This window comes from Stenotrophomonas sp. YJH_SMC_119 (genome assembly GCF_059368315.1).
In genome coordinates, this window is sequence record NZ_JCAFRP010000002.1 from 351,991 (window position 1) to 358,344 (window position 6,354).

Consider the following 6,354-nt stretch of genomic DNA (forward strand, 5'->3'; position numbering starts at 1 on the left):
ATAACCGCAGGCCCCCTCTCCATGCAGCTTTCCGCCTTCCCCCGGCCCCAGTCGCCAGGCGCGCCCGCGCGCTGGCAGCAGCTCTGGCGCCAGGCACTGCGCGACCCGCAGGCGCTGCTGGCCCGGCTGCAGCTGGACCCGGCGGCACTGGGCGTCTCCGAAGCGGCCATGGCCCAGTTCGCGCTGCGCGTGCCGGAGGGGTTCGTGGCCCGCATGCGCAAGGGCGATCCGGCCGATCCGCTGCTGCGGCAGGTGCTGCCGATCGACGAGGAAATGCGCCCGGCGCCCGGGTTCAGCTTCGATGCGGTGGGTGATGGTGCCGCCAAGAAGGCCACCGGCGTCATCCAGAAGTACCGTGGCCGCGCCCTGCTGGTGGCGACGGGCAGCTGTGCGATCAACTGCCGCTACTGCTTCCGCCGCCACTTCGACTATGGCGCGGAAAACGCTGCCAAGGGCGGCTGGCAGGAGGCCGTAGCCGCCATCGCCGCCGACCCCGACATCGACGAGGTGATCCTGTCCGGCGGTGACCCGCTGTCGCTGGCCACGCACAAGCTGGTCGAGCTGACCGACGCCCTGCGCGCGATCCCGCATATCCGCCGCCTGCGCATCCATACCCGGCTGCCGATCGTGCTGCCCGAGCGCGTGGACGATGAACTGGTCACCTGGCTGGGCAGCCTGCCGTGGCCGCTGGCGGTCGTGGTCCACGCCAACCATGCCAATGAATTCGATGCCAGCGTGGACGCGGCGATGGCCCGCCTGCGCGGCATCGGCGCCCAGCTGCTGAACCAGGCGGTGCTGCTGCGCGGGGTCAACGACAGCGTGCAGGCCCTGCAGGACCTGAGCGAGCGCAGCTTCGCCGCCGGCGTGCTGCCCTACTACCTGCACCAGCTGGACCGGGTCGAGGGCGTGGCCCACTTCGAAGTGGACGACACCCGGGCCAAGGCATTGATTGCCGGGTTGACCGCGCGCCTGTCCGGCTATCTGGTCCCGAAGCTGGTACGCGAACTGCCTGGCGACCCGAGCAAGCGCCCGGTGTAATTCCGTAGCGGGGGTCATCCCTTTTCCTGCGGAAAAGGGATGACCCCCGGCACAACGTCAATCGGTCAAACGCCCGATTCGATCATCCGCACCACTTCGGTGGCGGTGACCGGGTGGCTCAGCCAGTAGCCCTGCCCCAGATCGCAGCCGCGCTGCGCCAGCAGCTCGAACTGCGCCTGCTGCTCGATGCCCTCGGCCACCACCGTGATGCCCAGCGCGTGGGCCATGGCGATGATCGCCGTGGTCAATGCGAGGTCGTCGGGATCCCGCTGCATGTCGGCCACGAAGCTCTTGTCGATCTTCACGCCGTCCACCGGCACCTGGCGCAGATGACTGAGCCCAGAGAAGCCGGTCCCGAAATCATCCAGCCAGACCTTCACGCCGGTGCGGTGCAGCTTGTCCAGCAGCTGCGCGGCGACCATCTCGTCACCGATCACCGCGGTCTCGGTCAGCTCCAGATGCAGGCGCGACGCTGGCAGCCCGGACTCATGCAGGCACTGCGCGACCAGCGCCGGCAGTTCGCCGCCGCGCAGCTGCCGCGGTGACACGTTGACCGATACGAACAGGTCGTCGCCTGCCACGCCACGTGGCCATTGCGAGGCCTCCATGCAGGCCGCACGCAGGACTTTCGGACCGATGATCTCGATCAGGCCGCTCTGCTCGGCCACCTCGATGAACACCGATGGCGGAATCGTGCCCAAGGTCGGATGCTGCCAGCGCAGCAGCACTTCGACGCCGACCATGCGGCGGTCGCGCATGCGGAAGATCGGCTGGTAGGCCAGGCGCAGTTCGCCGCGCTCCCAGGCCCCGCGCAGCTCCTGTTCCATATGCACGCGACGTTCGACCGCGTGGTCCATCGCCCGGCTGTAGTAGCGATAGCAGTTCTTGCCGGCCATCTTCGCCTGGTACATGGCGATGTCGCCGTTTTTCAACAGGGTGGTCGCATCGGCCGCATCGTCGGGGAACAGGGTCACGCCGATCGAGGTGCCCAGGAACAGCTCCCTGCCCTGCACCACCAGCGGCCTGCCCAGCTCGCGCACCAGCACTTCGGCCAGCAGCCGCGCGTTGGCGGCCACATCACCGTCGCCCACCAGGATCACGAACTCGTCACCGCCGAAGCGGGCCAGCAGGGCCTCGTCGCCGCCTGCCTCCGCAACGGCGCGGCCGATGCGCTGTGCGAACTGCAGCAACGCCTCGTCACCGGCCTCATGGCCAAGCGTGTCGTTGACCCGCTTGAAATCGTCGATGTCGGCGAACAGCAGGCCCAACCGGTGATTGGCGGCACGCGCCGCCATCAGCCGATGGTCCAGCGCTTCGCGGAATGCCAGCCGGTTGGTCAGCCCGGTCAGCGCGTCGGTATAGGCCATGCGCCGCACTTCACGGTCATGGCGGGCGATCGCATCGCGCATGCGGGCGAAGCCGCGCACCAGCTCACCCACTTCGTCGTCACGGGTGTTCTCGGCCAGGGGCGTCTGGTAGTCACCGGCCTCGATGCGGCGCGCGGCCGCGGCCAGATCGCGGATCGGCGCGACCAGCGTGCGCTGCACGTACAGGATCACCACCACGCCGATCACCACCAGCAACCCCAGCATCAGCAGCAACCAACCCAGGTGGCGGCTGCCGACCAGTTGCAGGCGCTCGCCAAGGGTGGCGTTGGCCGCCTGTTCGCGTTGCTGCACTTCGTCCAGCGCCATGCCGACGCGGACGCCGCCGATGCGCTGGTTGCCAACCATGATCGGCATCGTGTTGTCCAGCACCTTCGGCGATTCCTGCACCAGCAAGGCCTGCGCCGCCGCAGCCTTGGGTGCCAGGGGATCGGCCATCGGCTGGCCGAATCCCGGGACCTCGACCGAGCCGTCGTGCACCAGCCGGCCGCGCTCGTCGAACACCAGTACATAGCGCACCACCGGCTGTCGCGCCGTGCTGCGCACCAGCACGCCGACCTGGTCCAGGTCGCGGTAATACAGCGGGTTGGCCAGCGCATCGGACAACTCGCGTGCCATCGCCTCGCCGCGGCTGCGCACGCTGCGGTCGAACAACTCATGGATGACGCCACCGCTGAGGGTGCGCACCTCGCTCTGCATCGCCGTCTGGCGCCCCAGCAGCACCGCCAGGATGGCGACCACCACGACCATCGCTCCGCCCATCGCCAGCAGGAACCGGGCCTGCATCCCCGAGCCGAGCCACTTCATTCCACTTCCATCCGCACGCGCGTCAATCCTTGTTTCAATTCATCCAACCGCTGCTGCGCATGCGCATCGACACGGTGGAAACCGGAAGTGCCAAAAAACCGATGCAACGCACCCTGTGCCTGCGGGTCGCTGGCGGCCTGCAGCAGGACTTCCTGCAGGCGGTCGCGCACCCGGGCATCGAGGTCGGCGCGGACCATCTCCACCGCACGCGGGTAGGGTTCGGTGCGCAGCAGTTCGCGGAAATCGCGCCGGAATGCAGCCGGCACCCGCCGCTCGTCGTTCCAGTCCACGCTGCTCACCGCCCCCACATCCGCCATCCCCTTGTGCACGTACGTCGCGATGTTCAACTCGCTGCGCGCGAACACATACCCCACGCTGTCACGCCCGGGCACGTCCCAGACCCCGGCCAGGATCTGCGGCGACAGGCCATGGTCCAGCAGGGTCATCACCGGCACCAGGTAGGCGCTGGTGGATGCCGTGTTCTGCAGGGCCAGGCGATGGCCGCGCAGATCCTGCACCCGCTGGATGGGACTGTCGCTGCGCACGAAGAACACCGTCTGGTATTCGCGCACCCCGTTGCGCTCGGTCAACAGCAGCGGCCGCGCACCACTGCGCTGGCCCAGTGCCACCGCCGTACCGGAGGTTTCCGTGACCCAGTCGACCCGTCCCCGCCGCAGATAGCTGGCCATCTGCTGCGGGTCGCGGGCCATCAGTACCCGCCCCTCCTGGATGCCGACGTCATGCATGCGCGCCACCACGTAGTCCAGCAGGGGTTGCAGCTGCTCGTAGTGAGCCTGGGGGTCATCGCTGATCCGGCCCAGCACCAGCACCGGATCCGGTGCTGCATGCACGGCTCCGGCCAGCAGGACCATGGCCAGGCTCAGCAGTCCCCCCTGCATTGCCTTTCGCAGACCCGACACAGACGTCATCCCCCCCTGGGTATCCAGACAGACTACCCGAAAAAATGAGAACGTCGTCAGCTGTCCTTGCTGCCGGCCTGGGCCAGACGCGCCATGCGCTGGGTGTCGGCGAGGATGCCACGCAACAGGCGCACTTCCTGCTCGCTCGGCTCGCTGCGCAGGAACAGGCGGCGCAGCTTGCGCATCGCCGATTCCGGCGCGCGGCCCTTGTGGAAATCGATCTCGTCCAGGGTGTCGCCGAGCTGGGCGAAGAAGCTCTCCATCTGCTCATGGCTGGCGGCCTGTTCGCGGAAGCCCGGCTCGGCGTCGGCGGCCGGCTGCGCGCCCAGCAGCTGCATGCGCGTTTCGTACGCCAGCACCTGCACGGCGGCGGCCAGGTTGAGCGAGCTGAACTCCGGGTCTGACGGGATGTGCACTGCGGCGTGGCAGAGCTGCAGCTCCTCGTTGGTCAGGCCGGTGCGCTCGCGGCCGAATACCAGTGCGACCTCGGCACCTTCGCCCGCCTTGGCCACCGCACGGGCAGCGGCATCGGCCGGCAGGTACTCCTCCAGCTGGACGCGGCGGGCACGGGCCGTGCAACCCAGTACCAGGCGGCAATCCGCCACGGCCTCGGCCAGGGTAGCCACCACCGGAGCGTCCCCCAGCACGTCTTCGGCACCGGCCGAGCGGCGGAAGGCCTCCTCGTCCAGCGGCTTTTCGGGGGCGACCAGCACCAGGCGGGCCAGGCCCATGGTCTTCAGGGCGCGGGCGGCAGCCCCCATGTTGCCGGGGTGCTGGGTACCGACCAGGACGAATCGGAGGCGGGTGGCGGCGGGAAACTGGGACATGAACAGGGAAAAGGTCGAGCTGGACGATGACCAATGGTAAACTGTGCGGCCGGCCACTGCGCCGGACCCGCTCTTTTCCCCCGCCAGTCCATCTCTTCTGCCTTTCCGGGAGCCCACGCCATGCAGAAACCCGCCGTCACCGTCATGGTCAAGGCCGCCCGCCTCGCCGGCAACGTCCTGTTGCGCAACATCAACAAGCTCGAGGCACTGAACGTGGTGCAGAAGGGCCGGATGGACTACGCCAGCGAAGTGGATGCGGACGCGGAAAAGGTCATCGTCAAGGAACTCAAGCGCGCCTACCCGGATTACGGCATCTTCGGTGAAGAAGGTGGCGTGCAGGGCGAGCGCCGCCAGATGTGGGTCATCGACCCGCTGGATGGCACCAGCAACTACCTGCGCGGCGTGCCGCACTACTGCGTGTCGATCGCCCTGGTCGAGAACGGCGAGCCGACCGATGCCGTCATCTTCGATCCGCTGCGCAATGAACTGTTCACCGCCAGCCGTGGCGCCGGCGCCGTGCTGAACGACCGCCGCATCCGCGTGGCCGACCGCAAGGATCTGGAAGGCACGATGATCCACACCGGCTTCGCCCCGCGCGAACGCAGCCGCGCCAGCGCGCAGCTGAAGTCGGTCGACACCCTGCTGGTCCAGGCTGAGGACATCCGCCGCACCGGTTCGGCCGCGCTGGACCTGGCCTACGTGGCCTGCGGCCGCGCCGACGCCTATTTCGAAGCCGGCGTGAAGGCGTGGGACATCGCTGCCGGGCTGCTGCTGGTCCGCGAGGCGGGTGGCAAGGTCTGCGACTTCAAGGGCGCGACCCTGGGCCGGATGGACAACCGTGGCCCGGAGACCCACCAGATCGTTGCCGGCAACCTGAAGGTGGCCGAGTCGCTGCAGAAGGTGCTGGTGAACACGGGCTACGCGGCGGAGTTCGACGCGAAGTTCTGAGGTTTCGCGTAAAGCGGTTCATGGAGACGGCACCTGCGAAGGTGCCGTTTTCGTATCCGCAGTGATCGTGCTTGTCACTTTCTTTGCTCGTGCAAAGAAAGTAACCAAAGAAACACGCCGCCAGGGCGCGAGCCGATGCTGCGCATCGGTACCCTGCGCTCCTCGGCCCGCCGAGGGACGGTGCGGGAACTCGCTGCGCTCAGACACCCGCACCTCTTCGCCCTCGCCGGACCTGCGGTGCTCGGCTCGCTCAAGGCGGGTCCCAAGGTCAAATGCCACAGCTGCACCCAGTAGCAACTGTCTTGTCAGGGGCAGCCGAGGGCCACCTCGGCGTCTCGCTTACGGGCGTTGAGGATCACCAGCATTTTGCGCATGACCGCCACGAGCGCCACCTTGCTCGCTTTGCCCTTGGCCTTCAGGCCAGCGTAA

5 protein-coding genes and 1 pseudogene are annotated in these 6,354 nt (G+C 68.0%); 2 read left to right on the plus strand and 4 right to left on the minus strand.

Going from position 1 to position 6,354, the window contains the following annotated elements; all coding sequences use genetic code 11:
* The first annotated feature begins 21 nt into the window (after positions 1-21).
* The gene (gene epmB, locus AC5P6S_RS05930) at positions 22-1,038 is read left to right on the plus strand and encodes an EF-P beta-lysylation protein EpmB (protein ID WP_062607454.1); all 1,017 of its coding nucleotides are present in this window, start codon (positions 22-24) and stop codon (positions 1,036-1,038) included.
* A 65-nt stretch (positions 1,039-1,103) separates the two neighbouring features.
* On the opposite strand, the gene AC5P6S_RS05935 is transcribed toward epmB, so the two are convergent.
* The 3 genes from AC5P6S_RS05935 to AC5P6S_RS05945 are packed head-to-tail and all read right to left on the minus strand — an operon-like array spanning position 1,104 to position 4,977.
* Positions 1,104-3,230 carry a putative bifunctional diguanylate cyclase/phosphodiesterase gene (locus AC5P6S_RS05935; protein ID WP_049430192.1) on the minus strand — a complete coding sequence of 709 codons (2,127 nt, stop codon included), beginning with the start codon at positions 3,228-3,230 and terminating at the stop codon, positions 1,104-1,106.
* On the minus strand, positions 3,227-4,159 hold the full coding sequence (locus AC5P6S_RS05940; RefSeq protein WP_049418769.1) for a phosphate/phosphite/phosphonate ABC transporter substrate-binding protein: 933 nt from the start codon (positions 4,157-4,159) through the stop codon (positions 3,227-3,229). The genes AC5P6S_RS05935 and AC5P6S_RS05940 overlap by 4 nt, the downstream gene beginning before the upstream one ends.
* Positions 4,160-4,206: 47 nt before the next feature.
* Positions 4,207-4,977, minus strand: a complete 771-nt coding sequence (locus AC5P6S_RS05945; RefSeq protein WP_005414025.1) for an RNA methyltransferase — start codon at positions 4,975-4,977, stop codon at positions 4,207-4,209.
* Between the two features lie 120 nt (positions 4,978-5,097).
* On the opposite strand from AC5P6S_RS05945, the gene AC5P6S_RS05950 reads away from it, so the two are divergent.
* On the plus strand, positions 5,098-5,925 hold the full coding sequence (locus AC5P6S_RS05950; protein ID WP_005410386.1) for an inositol monophosphatase family protein: 828 nt from the start codon (positions 5,098-5,100) through the stop codon (positions 5,923-5,925).
* 305 nt (positions 5,926-6,230) lie between these two features.
* Here AC5P6S_RS05950 and AC5P6S_RS05955 read toward each other — a convergent pair.
* Positions 6,231-6,354 (minus strand): annotated as a pseudogene (locus tag AC5P6S_RS05955) (IS110 family transposase); the annotation flags it as partial.